The sequence below is a fragment of the Simonsiella muelleri ATCC 29453 genome (assembly GCF_002951835.1).
GTDB classification, from domain to species: Bacteria; Pseudomonadota; Gammaproteobacteria; order Burkholderiales; family Neisseriaceae; genus Simonsiella; species Simonsiella muelleri.
Genome location: NZ_CP019448.1, coordinates 1,831,622 through 1,848,042, shown reverse-complemented (window position 1 = coordinate 1,848,042; position 16,421 = coordinate 1,831,622). Strand labels below are relative to the sequence as shown.

At 41.5% G+C, this 16,421-nt stretch carries 15 protein-coding genes and 1 pseudogene; 11 read left to right on the top strand and 5 right to left on the bottom strand.

The genetic code is table 11. The annotated features are described in order from the left end of the window. Window positions 1-168 precede the first annotated feature (168 nt). Window positions 169-1,362 (top strand): acetate kinase, encoded by a 1,194-nt coding sequence (locus BWP33_RS09210; protein WP_002641598.1) that lies wholly within the window; start codon window positions 169-171, stop codon window positions 1,360-1,362. Window positions 1,363-1,459: 97 nt separating this feature from the next. Here BWP33_RS09210 and pgmB read toward each other — a convergent pair whose 3' ends face one another. Then, window positions 1,460-2,125 (bottom strand): beta-phosphoglucomutase, encoded by a 666-nt coding sequence (pgmB, locus tag BWP33_RS09205; protein ID WP_002641599.1) that lies wholly within the window; start codon window positions 2,123-2,125, stop codon window positions 1,460-1,462. Then, window positions 2,122-3,411, bottom strand: a pseudogene (locus tag BWP33_RS09200) (glycosyl hydrolase family 65 domain-containing protein); the annotation flags it as partial. The gene pgmB and the pseudogene BWP33_RS09200, both read right to left, overlap by 4 nt. Window positions 3,412-3,487: 76 nt before the next feature. Here BWP33_RS09200 and BWP33_RS09195 point away from each other — a divergent pair. From BWP33_RS09195 to BWP33_RS09185, 3 genes are read left to right on the top strand one after another with little or no spacing between them, the layout of a single operon-like run. Further along, window positions 3,488-4,243 (top strand): IS5 family transposase, encoded by a 756-nt coding sequence (locus BWP33_RS09195; RefSeq protein WP_002641156.1) that lies wholly within the window; start codon window positions 3,488-3,490, stop codon window positions 4,241-4,243. A 24-nt stretch (window positions 4,244-4,267) separates the two neighbouring features. Continuing rightward, window positions 4,268-4,546, top strand: a complete 279-nt coding sequence (locus tag BWP33_RS09190) for a PIN domain-containing protein (RefSeq protein ID WP_104930386.1) — start codon at window positions 4,268-4,270, stop codon at window positions 4,544-4,546. A gap of 50 nt (window positions 4,547-4,596) precedes the next feature. Further along, the gene (locus BWP33_RS09185; RefSeq protein ID WP_002641602.1) at window positions 4,597-5,181 is read left to right on the top strand and encodes an IS5/IS1182 family transposase; all 585 of its coding nucleotides are present in this window, start codon (window positions 4,597-4,599) and stop codon (window positions 5,179-5,181) included. 244 nt (window positions 5,182-5,425) lie between these two features. Here BWP33_RS09185 and BWP33_RS09180 read toward each other — a convergent pair whose 3' ends face one another. Beyond that, a complete protein-coding gene (locus BWP33_RS09180) occupies window positions 5,426-6,877 on the bottom strand; it encodes a S41 family peptidase (RefSeq protein WP_002641603.1) in 1,452 nt (483 codons plus the stop codon). A gap of 437 nt (window positions 6,878-7,314) precedes the next feature. On the opposite strand from BWP33_RS09180, the gene BWP33_RS09175 reads away from it, so the two are divergent. The 4 genes from BWP33_RS09175 to BWP33_RS09160 all read left to right on the top strand — a co-directional run bounded on the left by BWP33_RS09175 (window position 7,315) and on the right by BWP33_RS09160 (window position 11,198). Further along, window positions 7,315-8,235, top strand: coding sequence for a pseudouridine synthase (locus BWP33_RS09175; protein WP_002641604.1), 921 nt, complete (start codon window positions 7,315-7,317; stop codon window positions 8,233-8,235). 91 nt (window positions 8,236-8,326) lie between these two features. Further along, window positions 8,327-9,586 (top strand): ATP-dependent Clp protease ATP-binding subunit ClpX, encoded by a 1,260-nt coding sequence (clpX, locus tag BWP33_RS09170; RefSeq protein WP_002641605.1) that lies wholly within the window; start codon window positions 8,327-8,329, stop codon window positions 9,584-9,586. Window positions 9,587-9,715: 129 nt separating this feature from the next. Beyond that, window positions 9,716-10,432, top strand: a complete 717-nt coding sequence (locus tag BWP33_RS09165) for an amino acid ABC transporter permease (protein WP_040628730.1) — start codon at window positions 9,716-9,718, stop codon at window positions 10,430-10,432. A 19-nt stretch (window positions 10,433-10,451) separates the two neighbouring features. Next, window positions 10,452-11,198, top strand: coding sequence for an amino acid ABC transporter ATP-binding protein (locus BWP33_RS09160; protein ID WP_002641607.1), 747 nt, complete (start codon window positions 10,452-10,454; stop codon window positions 11,196-11,198). Window positions 11,199-11,267: 69 nt separating this feature from the next. Here BWP33_RS09160 and BWP33_RS09155 read toward each other — a convergent pair whose 3' ends face one another. Further along, window positions 11,268-11,681, bottom strand: a complete 414-nt coding sequence (locus BWP33_RS09155; RefSeq protein ID WP_002641608.1) for a YidB family protein — start codon at window positions 11,679-11,681, stop codon at window positions 11,268-11,270. Between the two features lie 139 nt (window positions 11,682-11,820). On the opposite strand from BWP33_RS09155, the gene pyrF reads away from it, so the two are divergent. From pyrF to BWP33_RS09140, 3 genes are all read left to right on the top strand, one after another. After that, a complete protein-coding gene (gene pyrF / locus BWP33_RS09150) occupies window positions 11,821-12,558 on the top strand; it encodes an orotidine-5'-phosphate decarboxylase (RefSeq protein WP_002641609.1) in 738 nt (245 codons plus the stop codon). Between the two features lie 27 nt (window positions 12,559-12,585). Continuing rightward, window positions 12,586-13,251 carry a histidine phosphatase family protein gene (locus BWP33_RS09145; protein ID WP_002641610.1) on the top strand — a complete coding sequence of 222 codons (666 nt, stop codon included), beginning with the start codon at window positions 12,586-12,588 and terminating at the stop codon, window positions 13,249-13,251. Between the two features lie 87 nt (window positions 13,252-13,338). Then, window positions 13,339-15,600 carry a Tex family protein gene (locus tag BWP33_RS09140; protein WP_040628846.1) on the top strand — a complete coding sequence of 754 codons (2,262 nt, stop codon included), beginning with the start codon at window positions 13,339-13,341 and terminating at the stop codon, window positions 15,598-15,600. Window positions 15,601-15,674: 74 nt separating this feature from the next. Here the strand turns inward: BWP33_RS09140 and BWP33_RS09135 are convergent, their stop codons facing one another. Continuing rightward, window positions 15,675-16,421 carry a PhnD/SsuA/transferrin family substrate-binding protein gene (locus BWP33_RS09135; RefSeq protein WP_051010344.1) on the bottom strand — a complete coding sequence of 249 codons (747 nt, stop codon included), beginning with the start codon at window positions 16,419-16,421 and terminating at the stop codon, window positions 15,675-15,677.

The window sequence follows — 16,421 nt, the reverse complement described above, 5'->3', positions numbered from 1 at the left end:
TGTCATGCTTTTTTGATTTTAAACGACCATAAACACAACGCTTATGGTTCTTACATTTCGGCTTTTTTTGATTTGTTTGGCACAGGTTTCAGGCTGCCTGAAAATCCAAAAACGTGTAAAATACGCCGTTTTCACAAACGACATTATTTTTTATTTTTGGAGTTAATTATGTCTCAATTGATTTTGGTTTTGAATTGCGGTTCGTCTTCATTGAAAGGCGCGGTTTTGGATAAAGAAACTGGCGATGTGCTGTTAAGCTGCTTGGGCGAAAAATTGGGTTTGCCTGACGCGTACATCACATTTAAAGTGAACGGTCAAAAAGAGAAAGTAGAATTGACCGCAGAACCCAATCACACTGGCGCAGTGGGTGCCATGTTGGACAAATTAAAAGCCATGGGTTTGGAAAGCCAAATTGCTGCTATTGGTCATCGTGTGGTAAGCGGTGGCGAATTGTATAGTGATTCTGTTTTGATTGATGATAATGTGATTGCGGCGATTGAAAAATGTATCCCACTTGCACCATTACATAACCCAGCGAATTTATTGGGTATTTACGCTGCACAAAATATTTTCAAAGGCTTGCCAAATGTTGCTGTGTTTGACACCGCATTTCACCAAACGATGCCAGAACACGCCTACATTTATGCCGTACCGCGTCGCTTGTATCGTGAATTGGGTTTGCGTCGCTATGGTTTCCATGGCACGAGCTACCGTTTTGTGGCAACCGAAGCCGCTCGTTTTTTGGGTAAAGACATTAATGATTCGCGTTTTGTGGTGGCACACTTGGGTAATGGCGCGTCTGTGGCAGCCATCAGAAACGGTAAATCTGTAGATACATCAATGGGTATCACACCATTGGAAGGTTTGGTAATGGGTACGCGTGCTGGCGACATTGATGCGAGTGTGTACGAATTTTTGGCAGACAATTTGAATTTGTCTGTGAAAGAAGTAACCAATTTATTGAATAAACAAAGCGGTTTGTTGGGGATTTCTGAATTGTCTAGCGATTGTCGTACTATTGAAGAAGAAGCCATCAAAGGTCATGAAGGTGCGAAATTGGCATTAGAAATTTTCTCTTATCGTTTGGCAAAATATGTGGCATCTATGGCGGTGGCTGCCGGTGGTATTGATGCGTTGGTGTTTACGGGTGGTATTGGTGAAAACTCGGATATTATTCGTGCCAAGGTATTGAATTATTGCTCATTTTTGGGCTTTGAAGTTGATGAACAAGCCAACTTGGCGGCGCGTTTCGGTAAAGATGGTATCATTACTACTGCTGACAGCAAAGTTCCATCGGTTGTCATTCCAACGAATGAAGAATTGATGATTGCACAAGATACAGCTCGTTTAAGCGGCTTGTAATTATGTAAAGCCCCTGAAAATATTGATTTTTTGGGGTTTGTGTTGTATTCAGGCAGCCTGAAAGATTTTTTCAGGCTGCCTGAATATTTACTACGAATTATCCGCGTGATTGTTGCCAAACGTCATTTAAATAGTCAAATGTTAATTGATTGGTTTGCGACACCAGCGCGATATCATTGCCCAAATCTTCCGCTTTGCCTACGCCAATCGGTAACGCGCCTGCTGCTTTAATCGCCGCCACACCAGCCGCCGCATCTTCAATGCCAATACATTCGTGCACATCAACCCCCACGCCTTGTGCGGCTGCCTGAAAAATATCGGGCGCAGGTTTAGATGCAGCGACTTTCGCAGGGTCGGCAATCGCATCAAAATAATCCGTTAATTGCATTTGTTGCAACAAAAATGGACCATTTTTACTCGCCGATGCCAGCGCAATTTTTTTGCCATTGGCGCGTAAGTCTTTCAGCAAATCCAAAATACCAAGGTAAACATCATTTGGTGTAACTTTTTGAATCATTGTTACATAATTGGCATTTTTGCGTTCAGCCAATTGCATAAATTCAATATCAGAAACGGTTTTATGACCATGCGCCAAAATGCGTTTTAATGAATCTTCACGCGATACACCTTTTAATTGCTCGTTGAATTGGCGGTCAATGTGAATACCCAGTTCTTGCGCCAACGCCTGCCACGCCAAAAAATGATATTCCGCTGTGTCGGTAATGACCCCATCTAAATCAAACAAAACTGCTTGAAAACTCATGATTTTGCTCCTGATTTTTGTAAGGCTGCCTGAAAATTATTCGTCAATTTTACGCGTTCGCCATAAACTTCAATTTCCAAAGCATCGCCTTTCAACAATGAAATTTCAACCGTTTGCTTATTCACGGAAACTTTCAGCAAACGACCGCGATAGTTCACATGGAACGCAAAACCCGACCACACACTTGGCAAAAATGGCGCAAAACTCAATTTGCCATCCCATGTTTTCATTTGTGCGAAACCTTGCACAATTGCCAGCCACGAACCTGTCATGGACGTGATGTGCAAACCATCTTCGGTGTCGTTGTTGTAGTTGTCCAAATCCAAACGCGCGGTGCGTTGGTACATTTCCACGGCTTTGGTTTCTTTGCCCAATTCTGCTGCCAAAATAGCGTGGATAGACGGCGACAATGAACTTTCGTGAACAGTCATCGGTTCGTAGAAATCAAAATTGCGTTGTTTTTCAGGCAGGCTAAATTGATTGCCAAAGAAGTAAATCCCTTGTAAAACATCAGCTTGCTTAATAAATGGCGAGCGCAAAATTTTGTCCCATGACCATTTTTGATTAAGCGGTAAATCATCTGCCGATAATGCCGAAACAGGGCGGATGTCTTTGTCTAAAAAGCCATCGTGTTGCACAAATACGTCCAAATCTTTGTCGTATGGTTTGTACATTTTGGTGATGATATCCGCCCATTTTGCCAATTCATCTGCACTCACTTGCAAATCGGGGCGTGGATATTTTGCCAAAGCTTCAGACGTGTAGTTCAGTACCCATGCTGCCAAAGTATTGGTGTACCAGTTGTTATTGATGTTGTTTTCGTATTCATTTGGACCTGTTACACCATGAATCATATATTGATTATGGCGTTTGGAAAAATGCACGCGGTCTGCCCAGAATCGCGAAATTTCCACCAATACCTCCAAACCTTCTTTTGCCAAATAGCTTTCATCGCCTGTGTAATTGGTGTAATTGTAAATCGCGTAAGCAATTGCGCCGTTGCGGTGGATTTCTTCAAATGTGATTTCCCACTCGTTGTGGCATTCCACGCCTGTGAACGTAACCATCGGATACAATGCACCCGCCAAACCTTGTTGACGTGCATTGTGTTGTGCTTGATGCAATTGATTATGACGATATTTCAATAAGTTTCGCGTAACACTTGGTTCAGCCAACGCCAAATACAACGGCACAGCATACGCTTCTGTATCCCAATAAGTTGCGCCACCGTATTTTTCGCCTGTAAACCCTTTCGGACCAATGTTCAAACGCGCATCTTCACCGTAGGGGCTATTGACAATTCAAAAAAAGAGGCAAAGGATTTAAGATATTGTTTCCACGCAACCATCCCAAACCTTTGCCATGTCCCGAAACACGCTTACAAATGAAACATGGTCAAGACTGTTGCCTATTTTGAAACAGCTTGGCATTTATCGCAAGAAAAATTTACGCAAAACAGTAGAAGGTATCCTATTTCGCTTACGTACAGGCTGCCAATGGGCTGATATACCTAGTTATTTTGGTAAAGCAAACAGCCTTTACCAAAGTTTCAATCGCTGGTCTAAACGCGGTATTTTTACCCGATTATTCAAACATTTGGTAGATACACCCGATATGGAATGGGTCTTTATGGACGGTAGCCATATCCGCGTTCATCAACACGGTATGGGTAAACAATCCATTACGCATCAAGCTGTTGGTAAGAGTATCGGTGGTCATACGTCTAAAATTCATTTAGCGGTTGATGCTTGTGGTAATCCAATTGAATTTATCATTACAGCTGGTAATGTAAATGATATTGTTGTTGCGCCTGATTTATTGGCACAATTGGATTTAAGTGATAATGAAACCGTGTGTGCTGATAGGGGTTTTGACAGTGATACTTTTCGTCGGTTAATTCAGTCTAAACAAAGTAAAGCCAATATTCCATATAAGAAAAATAGAGAACATCTTAATGTGGGCACAGATTGGTATTTATATAAAATCAGGCACTTGGTAGAAAACGCTTTTGCACGATTAAAGCATTTTCGTGCGCTGGCAACACGGTACGATAAATTAAAACGTAATTATGAAAGTACTGTATCATTAGCTTGTGCTTTGATTTGGTTGAAATTATAGCTAAAATGTCATTAGCCCCTAGGCATGATGCACAAAAACCCAGCGCAAGGCGTGATTTTGCGCCAATGGTTTGAGCATAAGCATACGTTCAAGCCGTCTATGCGTGGGCGGATTTTGCCGATTGATGACACAACGGCGGCGATTTGCGCGACTTTGCACGTTCCAAATAAATCGCCTGAAAATGATGCTTGGATTGCGGCGACTGCATTGCAACATCGCTTAATTTTGGTTACGCGAAACACGGCTGATTTTGCGACAACAGGTGTTCAGTTGTTGAATCCGTTTGAGTTTCAGGCTGCCTGAAAAATATTTCAGGATTGTCGCCCATTCTATTGATTCTGAAAGGATTGAAAATGAACGCAACACACAAAAAAGTTTTACTAAATCTGTTGATAGAAGACTGGCTCAATGGTAATTCCTTAATCAATGCTTTAAAAGGCGTGCAAAAACAAGCGATGCCAACTTATGCCATTATTGATTCACAAAGTGTCAAAACAGCTTCTAGCGCACATGATAAAGGTTTTGATGGAGGTAAAAAAATCAAAGATCGTAAGCGACATATAGCTGTTGATACGTTGGGTGATCTATTGTCTGTTGTGGTTCATGCAGCCAATATTCATGACACAAAAGCAGGTATTTTTGTAACAAAAAAAGCGTTTGAGACCTATCCGAGTTTAAAAGGTTTCTGTGCAGACGCAGGTTATCGGAATACATTTGAGCGTGAAGTATCAGAACAGTTGGGTTTAACTATTGAGATTTCAAAGAAAATTCAAGATATTTCTTGGCATATTCTGCCCAAACGTTGGATTGTAGAACGAACGTTTGCATGGTTAGGTTGGTCTGGACGTTTAGCAAAAGATTTTGAGCAGACGAATTTATCTGCTGAAAATTTTGTTAAACTGAGGTATATTTCACAAATATTAAAATTTATCAAATAGTTGTTTGTGAATACAGGTTCTAAGAAAAAATAAACTTATTGCAATACATTTATTAATATATAAATAATGTATTTCATTTAGTGCACTAAACAACGTAAATGAGGATATCAAAGTAGGGAAATTCACGCGACGCCAACCATAAATATTAGAATGGTGTAAATCGATGTATGATATAACCTTTGCAAAACTTTCAAAGCTGAAATAGGGGAGTTTTGCAAGGGTTATAGTTCGCGAATATCAGTTTTTATTCATCGGTATCTTGTTTAATGGGTTTGGCTGGTTTGCTAGCAGCAATTCCCAATGATTTTTGCCAATCCGTTGGATTTTTGATGAGTTCTAAACCTTTACGCAATTGGTCGTCTTTGGCTGGATTAGGAATGCGACGTGAGCCGATGTCTTCATCTTTATCTTTTTTATCGTCTTTTTTAGTAGGTTGTGCGTCTTCAATCACACCACCTTTTACGTCATTCGCACCCAATGGATTGCCAATGTGTCCGTCTAAATCGGCTTCACGAGATTCAAAGGTGCGTGTTTTATCTTGCACTTCCACATCAGGTACGATGCCAACTGCTTGAATAGAACGGTCATTTGGCGTGTAATACAACGCTGTGGTAATTTTCACTGCGCCACCATTACTTAATGGAATAACGGATTGTACTGAACCTTTACCAAAACTACGCGTTCCGACAATAACAGCGCGTTTGTGGTCTTGCAACGCACCCGCCACGATTTCCGAAGCTGATGCAGAACCCGAATTGATTAGCACAACCAATGGAATTTGTTTAATATTGGCAGGCAATGTTTTTAATGGGTCAGTTTTGGTGGTTGTGCCCATCAAATAATCGTCAGGTGTGGCAGACAATGACATTGCTGGTTGATTATCGCGTCCTTTGGTATTCACGACAGAATTGCCTGATTTCAAAAATACAGCGGATACGCCCACGGCCCCAGTTAGCAAGCCACCGGGGTCATCACGCAAATCCAAAATCAAGCCTTTGAGTGGCTGTTTGTTTTGCATTGCCAATTGATTAATTGCACTTACCACGCTTTCAACTGTGCGTTCTTGGAATTGGCTCACGCGCACATAACCGTAGTCTGGTTCTAATAAATGTTGGCGTACACTTTTTACTTTAATGATGGCACGAGTCAAATTCACCACAATGGGTTTAGAAGCATCTTTTCTCAATAAAGTCAATGTAATCTTAGTATTGGGTTTTCCGCGCATTTTTTTGACGGCTTCGGTGGTGGTCATGCCGCGTGTGGAGTCGTTGTTAATTTTGACAATATAATCACCGCTTTTGATGCCAGCGCGTTCAGCAGGAGTATCTTCAATTGGGGCAATGATTTTGATTAAGCCGTCTTCTGAACCAATTTCCATGCCCAAACCGCCAAATTCGCCTGTAGTGGATTCTTGCAATTCGCGATAACCTTTTTTATTCATATACTCTGAATGGGGATCTAAGCCTGACACCATACCTTTGATGGCATTTTCCAGTAATTTTTGATCGCTTTCGGAGGTAACGTAGTTGGCTTTCACTTGGCTATAGACTTCAGCCATGGTGCGAATAGATTGTATGGGTAATGAATCTTGTTTGGCTTTTTCAGCGGCAAAACTTTGCACGCTCACACTTAAGGCGATGCCACTAATTGCGCCAAATGTGTACAGACTGATTTTTTTCCAAGTATGATTTGACATAATAATCTCTTTAGTATGTGATTAATAAAACAAAAGCCGTAAGGTTAGGCGATTTTTGGCTAAGAGAAAAGGGGTTGAAGTGAAATATTATGAAAAAACAAAGAAATTTTGTGGATGCAAGGATAAATAAAATTGGTAGCACTTTAAATAAGTATGATACTGAAAAAACAAGAGGCAACGAGGTAAAGAGGTAAAAAAGCGTATCTTGTAGGGCATAAAAATAAAGCGTTTGATATGCTGTTTAACTATGTTAATTTTGGTTATGTTTGGTGCTTAATTTTTACGCATCATACTTTTTGAAGTAATACCCACTGATGAAACCCAAGACACCCAAAACCATTTCGGACTAAGAGCCCGTATTCATAGTCAAGCGCGATGAATACAGATTCTAAAATGGCCTTAATGAGTGATGAATTAAGCAAACTGAAAAAAATCATATGAATAAAATTAATCCATTACCTATTTTAGATGGCATTAAACCCAGTTATTTGGTTTTACCACACGACAAACAATTTTATGGTAAATCGCTATTACATTTTTTGTGTATTTATTTTCCATTTGTCCATGAACAGGCTTGGAAAAAACGCTTAAATAGTGGCATGGTTGTCAATCAACAAGGCGAACCCATTAACGAAAATACACCTTTTCAGGCAGGCGAAAGAATTTTCTACTATCGCGAAATCAGTCGTGAAGATGAACCGCGCATTTCATTTGATGAACGGATTTTGTCAGTGGATAATGATTTGATTGTGGTGGATAAACCGCATTTTCTGCCCGTGATTCCGAGCGGTCGTTTTTTGCGTGAAACATTATTGACGCGCTTGCGCTTGCGCTCCGATTTGCAACATTTGAACGTGGCGGACATCACGCCCATTCATCGGCTGGATAAAGATACGGCTGGTGTGATTTTGTTGTCGCACAATCCGAAAACGCGTGCCATTTATCAGCAATTATTCCAAGAAAAAAATATTCGCAAAATTTACCACGCACTTGCACCTACGCGTTTGGATTTGGCATATCCGTTGTTGGTTCGATCGCGTTTGGTTCGTGGCGATGAATTTTTCTTAACCAAAACAGTTGATGGCGAACCCAATTCAGAAACCGAAATTCGTTTATTGGAAAATCGTGGGAAAATCAGCCTTTACGAACTCAAACCCATCACAGGCAAAAAACATCAATTGCGTGTTCACATGATGAGTTTGGGTATGCCATTATTAAATGATATGTTGTATCCGATTGTTCAGCCTGTTGGTACGGAAGATTTTGAAAAACCACTCAAATTATTGGCAAAACGAATTGAGTTGATCGACCCAGTTTCAGGCAGCCTGAAAGTGTTTGAAAGCGAACAAACACTATAAAAAGCAGCCTGAAACTTTGTCATCATGCAATTTTTCTTGACATCAATGTCTGTATCTTTGATACTTTCTCTCATTTTTTGAAAGGTAAAATATGAAAACTCGCCATTGTTCATTTTGTGGCAAAGCTGAAGCCGATGTAGAGCATTTAATTGAAAATGATGCAGGTAATGCGTTAATTTGTAATGAATGTATTCAAGATTGTGGTGCATTACTCAATCAAACCGCCGTGCCAGCAGATGAATCCACCCAAAAAAATACGCAGCCTGAAACCATAGAATTACCCACGCCAGCTGAATTGGTTGCGCAATTGAATGACCATGTAATTGGGCAAGAATTGGCGAAAAAATCGCTTGCCGTTGCCGTTTATAACCACTATAAACGCCTGAATACACCAGTGGAAGAAGGTAAAGTAGAATTATCCAAATCCAATATTTTGTTAATTGGCCCAACAGGTTCGGGGAAAACTTTGTTGGCGCAATCTTTGGCGCGTAAATTGAACGTACCGTTTGCGATGGCAGATGCCACCACACTCACGGAAGCGGGCTATGTCGGTGAAGATGTGGAACAAATCATCACCAAATTACTCAATAAATGTGATGGCGATGTGGCAAAAGCACAGCGAGGCATTGTTTATATTGATGAAATTGATAAAATTTCACGAAAATCTGACAATCCGTCTATCACGCGAGATGTGTCAGGTGAGGGCGTGCAACAAGCTTTGTTAAAATTGATTGAAGGCACACTGGCCAGCGTGCCGCCACAAGGCGGTCGCCGTAATCCCAATCAAAAATTTATTGATGTGGATACGACCAATATTTTGTTTATTTGTGGGGGCGCATTTGCGGGTTTGGAAAAAGTGATTCGTCAGCGGACGGAAAAGGGAGGCATTGGTTTTGGTGCAGCCGTACACAGCAAAGACGAAAATATTAATGTTACGGAATTATTTGAATCAGTTGAACCTGAAGATTTGATTAAATTCGGTTTGATTCCTGAATTGATTGGGCGATTGCCTGTGATTGCGACTTTGGAAGAGTTGGACGAAGCTGCGTTGGTGAATATTTTGACTGAACCCAAAAATGCATTAGTTAAACAATATCAAGCACTTTTTGCGATGGAGGGCGCACAGTTGGAATTTGAACACGATGCGTTAGTGAGCATTGCCAAATTGGCGATGAAACGCAAAACAGGGGCGCGTGGTTTGCGTTCTATTGTGGAACGCGCTTTGTTGGATACCATGTACAGGCTGCCTGATTTGAAAGATGTGGCGAAAGTGGTGGTTACGCAATCGGTGATTGACTATGAAACGCCACCGAAAATGTATCATGTAGATGGTAGCGAAGTGGCGTTGTAATTCAACAAATATGAGACAAGAAACATCTTTTCAGGCAGCCTGAAAGGTGTTTTTGTCTGTTCAGGCTGCCTGAAAAGGTAATTTAACGTATAATTCAACTATTTTACAGTTAATTTGATTGAAAAAACGATGCTACAACAATTCTTATCTTCGCTTCCTTTCATGACCGATGCGCGCGCTCAATTGGTTATGGATTCGTTTTTGCCAATGGTTCAAGCGGGCTTTATGGTGTCGTTGCCCTTAGCAATGATTTCGTTTGTTTGTGGGATTTTGATTGCGATTGGCGTGGCGTTGGTTCGGATTTCACCATCGGATAATATACTTCATCATATATTGTTGAAATTAACAAAATATTATGTTGGTATCATTCGTGGTACGCCTTTGTTGGTGCAACTTTCCATTGTATTTTATGGTTTGCCGGCTTTGGGTATTTATATTGACCCGATTCCTGCTGCGATTATTGGTTTTTCTTTGAATACAGGAGCATATGCATCTGAAACCATTCGTTCAGCGATTCTGTCTGTTCCGAAAGGGCAATGGGAAGCGGGTTTTTCCATTGGTATGACGTATATGCAGACTTTTCGTAGAATTATTGCGCCGCAAGCATTTCGTGTGGCGGTTCCCCCGTTGAGTAATGATTTTATTGGTTTGTTTAAAAATACATCGTTGGCATCGGTGGTTACGGTTACGGAATTATTCCGCGTGGCGCAACAATATGCTAATTTATCCTATGATTTTTTACCAGTTTACATTGAAGCAGGTGTGGTTTATTGGTGTTTTTGCATGGTGTTATTTTTGATTCAAGCACGAATTGAAAAACGTTTTAGCCGCCATATTGCCAAATAAATATTATAAGGATAACATAATGATTAAAATAAAAAATATTCACAAAAAATTTGGCGATAACATTATTTTGCGTGGCATTGATTTGAATATTGCCAAAGGACAAGTGGTGGTGATTTTGGGACCTTCGGGGTCGGGTAAAACCACTTTTTTACGCTGCCTGAACGTGCTGGAATTGCCCGAGCAAGGCGCGATTGAATTTGAGAAATCAGGTTTGCAAATTGATTTTTCAAAAAAATTAAGTAAAAAAGATATTTTGGCATTGCGTCGTCAATCTGCGATGGTGTTTCAACAATACAATCTGTTTCCTCATAAAACTGTGTTGCAAAACATCACTGAAGCTCCGATTCAAGTGCAGGGTAAATCCGCTGCTCAAGCAGAAGCCCAAGCGCGTGAATTGTTGGCGAAAGTGGGTTTGGCGGATAAGGCGGATTTGTATCCGCATCAGCTTTCGGGGGGGCAGCAACAGCGTGTGGGCATTGCGCGTGCGTTGGCGTTGCAGCCTGAATTGATGCTGTTTGACGAGCCGACTTCTGCGCTTGACCCTGAATTGGTGGGCGATGTTTTGAATACAATGAAACAGCTTGCTAGCGAAGGTTGGACGATGGTGGTGGTTACGCATGAAATTAAATTTGCGCTTGATGTTGCCGATGTGGTGGTGGTGATGGATGGTGGCGTGGTTGTAGAGCAGGGTTATCCTGATGATTTGTTTGAAAATCCAAAACATGAACGTACCAAAAATTTCTTGCATCGTTTGAAAGAAAAATAAAAAATTGCCATGTGAATGAAACACCAATTCACGTGGCAATTTTTTTCAGGCTGTCTGATTGTTTAGATATTACTTAATTATTTGTTTTAACACGATTTTAGCGACATCGTCCATGCCAAAACTGTTTACATCAGATGCGTTGCCATTTGGGGTGATGGCATTAATGATTTGTGGCAAATATTGCGCTAATAAGTGGCTAGCTTGGCTGCTGTTTAAACCTATGTTGGCGGCGGCTTGCCCTAAGCTGCTGCCAAGTGCGTTTTCAATTTGACTGGCTTGTGGCTGGGCATTGCTGCCGTTGCTAATCCAGCTTTGGACGATGCTGGCTAAGTCTACATTTTGCAATAATAAGCTCAATAAACCATTTAAACCGCCATTTTGTTGCGATAATTGGTGGAATAATTGAATGGCTTGGATTTGACCATCGCCATCGGTGTCTTTCAATAAAGACGATGCCACACCCGAAATGAGTTCGTTCAACATGATTTTTTCCGTGAAAATGAGTGAGTAAAATCGGCATTTTATGGGTTTTCGGGCAGCCTGAAAACTGTTTATTATCCGAATTTACTTGCATTTACGCTATAATTATCCATCAATTTAATTGTTAGAAAGTGATACCGTCATGAATCCATTAATGATTGATAGTTCTATTCACCCAATTTTTAAACCTGTGATTGTTGCGTTGGATTTTGCTGATGAATCTGAAACTTTACATTTTGTGCGTCAGCTTTCACCTGATTTATGTCAATTGAAAATCGGTAAAGAATTGTTTACTGCCACAGGACGAAATTTAGTAGAAAAATTGATTAATCAAGGGTTTAAATTATTTTTAGATTTGAAATATCACGATATTCCCAATACGGTTGCGCAGGCTTGCAAAGTGGCTGCAGAAATGGGCGTATGGTTGGTGGATATGCACGTATCGGGGGGCAGACGCATGATGGAGGCTGCTGCTAATGCAGTGGCAAATTATTCGCAACGCCCTAATTTAATTGGTGTAACTGTGTTAACCAGCATGGAGCAAGCAGATTTAATTGAATTGGGATTTTCGCAAACACCCGAAGAATTGGTTATTTGCTGGGCGAAATTGGCACAGGATTCGGGTTTAGATGGTGTGGTGTGTTCGGCACAAGAAGCCGCGTCTTTGCGTGCGAAAATGGGACAGGAATTTTTGTTGGTAACGCCTGGTATTCGCTTGAATGTCGCGGAAAATGCAGACGACCAACGCCGCATCATGACACCACAACAAGCCCTAAAAGCAGGTTCTAGTTATTTGGTTATGGGGCGACCCATCACGCAAGCGAAAGATCCCGCAGCAGTGTTGCGCCAAATTAATCACACCGCGTACGATTTGTTTTAGGCTCAAACCTTTCAAGGCGTAGGTAATATGATGAAAAATTTAGAAATTTATTTAACACGCCATGGCGAAACCGAATTCAATATTCAACGGCGTTTGCAAGGTTGGGCAGATTCGCCACTCACAGAAAAAGGCAAACGCGTGGTGCATGAAATGGGTGAGAAATTACGTGAACATCGTTTTCAGGCAGCCTTTTGCAGTACGTTGCCGCGTACTTTAATTACCGCGCAAATGATTTTGTCTGCCGCGCAGCAAGAGCATTTACCGATTATGGCGTTGAATGATTTGCGTGAATATCATTTTGGTGATTTTGAAGGTAAAAGTGGCGATGAGTTGTATCGTGCCATTACCGCACATGATGGGCGAACGGATATTGATGCGTGGCTAGATGATTATCGTCATGCAAATCATAATATTATGTCGGAAACTTTGGTCAAACTAGACGATAAAGCCGAAACCGAAGCGCATTTTACTGCCCGATTACAACGCGCCATGTCGCAAGTGGTGGCGTATAGTCCTGATGTGGGGCGCGTGTTGGTGGTAACGCATGGTATGGCAATTGTAGCTTTATTGAAAGCGATTGATTCAAAATCCATTTTGTACAAAAGCCCTGCCAATGCCAGCGTTTCCAGAATTCACTTTGACGGCGAAAATTGGCGTATTTTAAGCGTGGGTGAAACGGAATTTGATGCGTGAGAATGGTTTCAGGCTGCCTGAAAAGGATTAAACATTGTGAACGATAGCGTTCGCGCTTTATTTTTTATTAACGAAAATTCAAGAAATATGAACATCAATCAAATCATCGCAAGCGAATTAAACGCGGCCGAACAACAAATTCAATCTGCCATTCAATTATTAGACGAAGGCGCGACAGTGCCATTTATCGCGCGTTACCGTAAAGAAGCGACTGGCGGTTTGGACGATACGCAATTGCGCCATTTGGACGAGCGTTTGCATTATTTGCGCGAATTGTTGGAGCGCAAGGCGACTGTACTTAAATCCATTGAAGAACAAGGCAAACTCACGCCCGAATTAAAAGCCCAAATTGACGAATGCGATAACAAAACCACGTTGGAAGATTTGTATTTGCCCTACAAACCCAAACGCCGTACCAAAGCGCAAATTGCACGTGAAAACGGTTTGCAAGAATTGGCGGACTCAATTTTCAGGCAGCCTGAAAGTAATCCTGAAACGCTTGCTGAACCGTTTATCGGTGAAAATGTGCCTGATGTGAAAGCCGCTTTGGACGGCGCAAGAGCGATTTTGATGGAACAATTTGCCGAAGACGCAGAATTGATTGGCGCGTTGCGTGAAAAATTGTGGAATGAATCGGAAATTCACACTCAAGTCATTGCAGGCAAGGAAGAAAGTGGCGAAAAATTCAAAGATTATTTTGATTATCGTGAGCCAATTCGTGTGATGCCGAGCCATCGTGCGTTGGCGATTTTGCGTGGGCGAAACGAAGAGATTTTGATGGTTGCTTTAAAATATCAACCCGATGAAACGCCGATTACCGAACAATCCGAATTTGAACAACAAATCGCCAAACATTTTAATATTTTCAATGTATTGGAACGCAATAAATGGTTGCGCGATACGGTTCGCTTAACGTGGAAAGCCAAAATTTTCTTGTCATTGGAATTGGAAGCGTTTGCCAAATTGAAAGAACAAGCTGATACGGACGCAATCACGGTTTTTGCCAAAAATTTGAAAGACTTGCTGCTGGCTGCACCTGCTGGTCGGCTGCCGACTTTGGGGCTTGACCCTGGCTATCGTAATGGCGTGAAATGTGCGGTTGTGGACGATACGGGTAAGTTGGTGGATACCGTGATTGTTTATTTGCATCAAGAAAATAAAATGTTAATGGAATTGGCGCGATTGATTAAGATGCACAAAGTCAAATTGATTGCCATTGGTAATGGTACAGCAAGTCGCGAAACCGACAAAATTGCAGGCGAACTGGTGAAAATGCTGCCTGAAAGTAACTTGCACAAAATCGTAGTCAGCGAGGCGGGGGCATCTATTTATTCCGCATCTGAATTGGCGGCGGCGGAATTTCCTGATTTGGACGTGAGTTTGCGTGGTGCGGTTTCTATTGCACGCCGTTTGCAAGACCCATTGGCGGAACTGGTAAAAATTGACCCGAAATCCATTGGCGTGGGGCAATATCAGCACGATGTCAATCAGTCGCAGCTTGCCAAATCGTTGGATGCGGTGGTGGAAGATTGTGTGAATGCGGTTGGTGTGGACGTGAATACGGCTTCTGTGCCATTGTTGGCAAGAATTTCAGGTTTAAATCAAACGCTTGCTAGGAATATTGTGGCGTATCGTAATGAAAATGGTGCATTTAAAAATCGTAAATCTTTGTTGAAAGTGCCACGTTTGGGCGAAAAAACGTTTGAACAAGCGGCTGGTTTTTTGAGAATTCTTGGCGGAACGGAACCGCTTGACGCGAGTGCGGTTCACCCAGAAGCTTACTCGGTTGTTGAAAAGATGTTGGCAAAACAACAAATCAGTGCCAATGATTTGATTGGCAACCGCGAAAAAGTCAAACAAATCAAAGCCAGTGATTTTATTGATGAGCGTTTTGGTTTGCCGACCATTTTGGATATTTTGGCGGAATTGGAAAAACCAGCACGCGACCCACGTGGCGAGTTCAAAATGGCAACCTTTACCGAAGGTGTGAATGAAATCAGTGATTTACAAGTCGGTATGATTTTGGAAGGCGTGGTCTCTAATGTAGCGAATTTTGGTGCGTTTGTGGATATTGGTGTGCATCAAGATGGGTTGGTGCATATTTCCATGCTTGCTGATAAATTTGTGTCTGACCCACGCGATGTTGTGAAAGCGAGCGATGTCGTGAAAGTGAAAGTGGTTGAAGTGGACGTGGCACGCAAGCGTATTGCTTTGACCATGCGTTTGGATGATGATAAACCTACCGAAAAACGTGATTTCAGGCAGCCTGAAAAGCAGCAGCGTTCGGGACGTGGGCAACAGCCGAGTAATTCTGCTATGGCTGATGCGTTTGCGAAATTAAAACGCTGATTCATAAGAAAATTAACATCAATCTATAGGGGCGGGTATGAAATCCGCCCCTATATTGAAAGTTGAAATAATTTTTAATCTTTTAATGTTTCCATCAAATCAATCATAAATTCTGTTTCTTCAACGGTTAAATCTTCAAAGCCATGCACAATGCCCAAATCTTCTAAAATAAATTTGGTTTCAGCATCGTGTCGCATACCGATAAATGCCCGTTTAATTGCAGTTAACAAATGCAAGAAATCGGGTCGCAATAAAATCACATGACTCAATTCATTCAAACGGCTTTCCATTAATGGGCGTAATTTTTTCTTGGTGCTGTTGTTAAATTCATGGTATGCAGATGCTAAGAAAAACGCCGCATCGGCTTCACCTTTAATCAAACCATGCGCGGCAGCCTGAAAACTTGCCACAGGTTTCCATTCAATATCTGATTCTTCCAAACCAGCCGACTCCAATAATCTTAAACCAATCAATTTCACATCACGATTATTAGTAATTAAAATACGACAACCTTTGCGTAAATCGTCAGAATGCTGATAGGGTGTACCAAAATGTGTGGCGATAACCATTTCATCAAATTGTTCAATGGGTTTAGCTACAGGCAAGAAACCCAAATGGCGTACCAACTCGGTTGCATCAAATGGGTTGGCATAAATTAAACCGACTTGTCCTTGTGAAATAAATTCCATTTGTTCATCATGATCGGCGGGGGTGATGAGATGGACTTCGGTATCAATTTTGCGTTGCAATACGGTGTTGAAAATATGCCAACCCACGAAATTTTCTGGGGGAAAGTCGGGGGCAATTAAAAAATTCAACAT

What these genes read in the sequence shown, in the direction of transcription:
- BWP33_RS09185 (WP_002641602.1), top strand. Translation starts at nt 4,597, where the DNA reads ATGAACGCAACACACAAAAAAGTTTTACTAAATCTGTTGATAGAAGAC.
- BWP33_RS09175 (WP_002641604.1), top strand. Translation starts at nt 7,315, where the DNA reads ATGAATAAAATTAATCCATTACCTATTTTAGATGGCATTAAACCCAGT.
- BWP33_RS09190 (WP_104930386.1), top strand. Translation starts at nt 4,268, where the DNA reads ATGATGCACAAAAACCCAGCGCAAGGCGTGATTTTGCGCCAATGGTTT.
- BWP33_RS09145 (WP_002641610.1), top strand. Translation starts at nt 12,586, where the DNA reads ATGATGAAAAATTTAGAAATTTATTTAACACGCCATGGCGAAACCGAA.
- BWP33_RS09195 (WP_002641156.1), top strand. Translation starts at nt 3,488, where the DNA reads ATGTCCCGAAACACGCTTACAAATGAAACATGGTCAAGACTGTTGCCT.
- BWP33_RS09160 (WP_002641607.1), top strand. Translation starts at nt 10,452, where the DNA reads ATGATTAAAATAAAAAATATTCACAAAAAATTTGGCGATAACATTATT.
- BWP33_RS09210 (WP_002641598.1), top strand. Translation starts at nt 169, where the DNA reads ATGTCTCAATTGATTTTGGTTTTGAATTGCGGTTCGTCTTCATTGAAA.
- BWP33_RS09155 (WP_002641608.1), bottom strand. Translation starts at nt 11,681, where the DNA reads ATGTTGAACGAACTCATTTCGGGTGTGGCATCGTCTTTATTGAAAGAC.
- pgmB (WP_002641599.1), bottom strand. Translation starts at nt 2,125, where the DNA reads ATGAGTTTTCAAGCAGTTTTGTTTGATTTAGATGGGGTCATTACCGAC.
- BWP33_RS09135 (WP_051010344.1), bottom strand. Translation starts at nt 16,421, where the DNA reads ATGTTGAATTTTTTAATTGCCCCCGACTTTCCCCCAGAAAATTTCGTG.
- BWP33_RS09180 (WP_002641603.1), bottom strand. Translation starts at nt 6,877, where the DNA reads ATGTCAAATCATACTTGGAAAAAAATCAGTCTGTACACATTTGGCGCA.
- clpX (WP_002641605.1), top strand. Translation starts at nt 8,327, where the DNA reads ATGAAAACTCGCCATTGTTCATTTTGTGGCAAAGCTGAAGCCGATGTA.
- BWP33_RS09140 (WP_040628846.1), top strand. Translation starts at nt 13,339, where the DNA reads ATGAACATCAATCAAATCATCGCAAGCGAATTAAACGCGGCCGAACAA.
- BWP33_RS09165 (WP_040628730.1), top strand. Translation starts at nt 9,716, where the DNA reads ATGCTACAACAATTCTTATCTTCGCTTCCTTTCATGACCGATGCGCGC.
- pyrF (WP_002641609.1), top strand. Translation starts at nt 11,821, where the DNA reads ATGAATCCATTAATGATTGATAGTTCTATTCACCCAATTTTTAAACCT.